This window comes from Bifidobacterium sp. UBA744, assembly GCA_002298605.1.
Taxonomy (GTDB): Bacteria; Actinomycetota; Actinomycetes; order Actinomycetales; family Bifidobacteriaceae; genus Bifidobacterium.
In genome coordinates this window covers 5,549-6,683 of the sequence record DBKS01000002.1, presented here as the reverse complement: position 1 = coordinate 6,683, position 1,135 = coordinate 5,549, and the positions used below count along the sequence as shown (strand labels likewise).

Sequence of the window (1,135 nt, the reverse complement as noted above, 5' to 3'; positions counted from 1 at the left end):
GCCCGTGCCGATCGCGCCGCCGAGGGCGATCAATTGGATATGGCGGTTCTTCAGCGATTTGCGCAGTGTCGGCGGCACCGGAACGTCGTCGGTTTCATGCTTCGCCGCGTCGGCCGCTTGGGGCTCCCGACGGTCCGAAACGGTGTTCTGATTGCTCATAGCCGTGTCTCTTCCCTATATCTTTCATGGTTGCCTCGGATGCGACAACGCTGCCATTCTAGGCGCGGACATGGCGTCGGCCGCCATGGCGGTCCGCGCGACGGACGGCCAAGCGGCCTTACAATGGAGACCGGTCAGATGGAATGCGGTCAGCGGATCGTGAGGCGGCGGCGAAGGCGGTGGCAATGGCGTATATCGAGTTCGATCATGTCGTCAAGGAATACGCGTCCGGCCCATCCGCCATCCGGGCGCTCGACGAGGCCAGCTTCACGGCCGACCGGGGACGGCTGACCATAATCCTCGGCCAGTCCGGAGCGGGCAAAACCACCGCGCTCAATATTCTGGGCGGCATGGACACCGCCACGTCCGGGCGCGTGATCGTCGGCGGACGCGACATCTCGGCGCTGAAGCCGCGCGATCTGGTGGCGTATCGCCGCTCCGACATCGGGTTCGTGTTCCAGTTCTACAATCTGGTGCCGAATCTGACCGCATTGGAAAACGTCGAACTGGCCAGCCAGATCTGCGCCGACCATTATGACCCCGCCGAAACGCTGGCCGACGTCGGGCTGGCAGACCGGCTCGGCAACTTCCCCGCGCAATTAAGCGGCGGCGAGCAGCAGCGCGTGTCCATCGCGCGGGCCATCGCCAAAAAGCCCAAACTGCTGCTATGCGACGAACCCACGGGCGCGCTCGACTACGAAACCGGCAAGGAGGTGCTGTCGCTGCTGCAGTCCATCGCCCGCGGCGAAGGCATGACCGTGATGATCATCACCCACAACTCCGCGATCGCGCCGATGGCCGATCGTGTGATCCGCTTCAAATCCGGTCGTGTGGTCTCGCAGAAGGACAACGCGCATCCCACGCCCGTCGACGAAATCGAGTGGTAGCCGGCGGTGGGGCGAACGATGACGGACGGTATGAAAGGCCGTGGTGCGGGAGGCCATGGCATGGGAGGGCGTAGTACTGCCGGAGGCCG

At 64.4% G+C, this 1,135-nt stretch carries 1 protein-coding gene; it reads left to right on the top strand.

The window, feature by feature from the left end; all coding sequences use genetic code 11:
• The first annotated feature begins 344 nt into the window (after window positions 1-344).
• Window positions 345-1,046, top strand: a complete 702-nt coding sequence (locus B2994_RS00090; RefSeq protein ID WP_291526384.1) for an ABC transporter ATP-binding protein — start codon at window positions 345-347, stop codon at window positions 1,044-1,046.
• Window positions 1,047-1,135 lie beyond the last annotated feature (89 nt).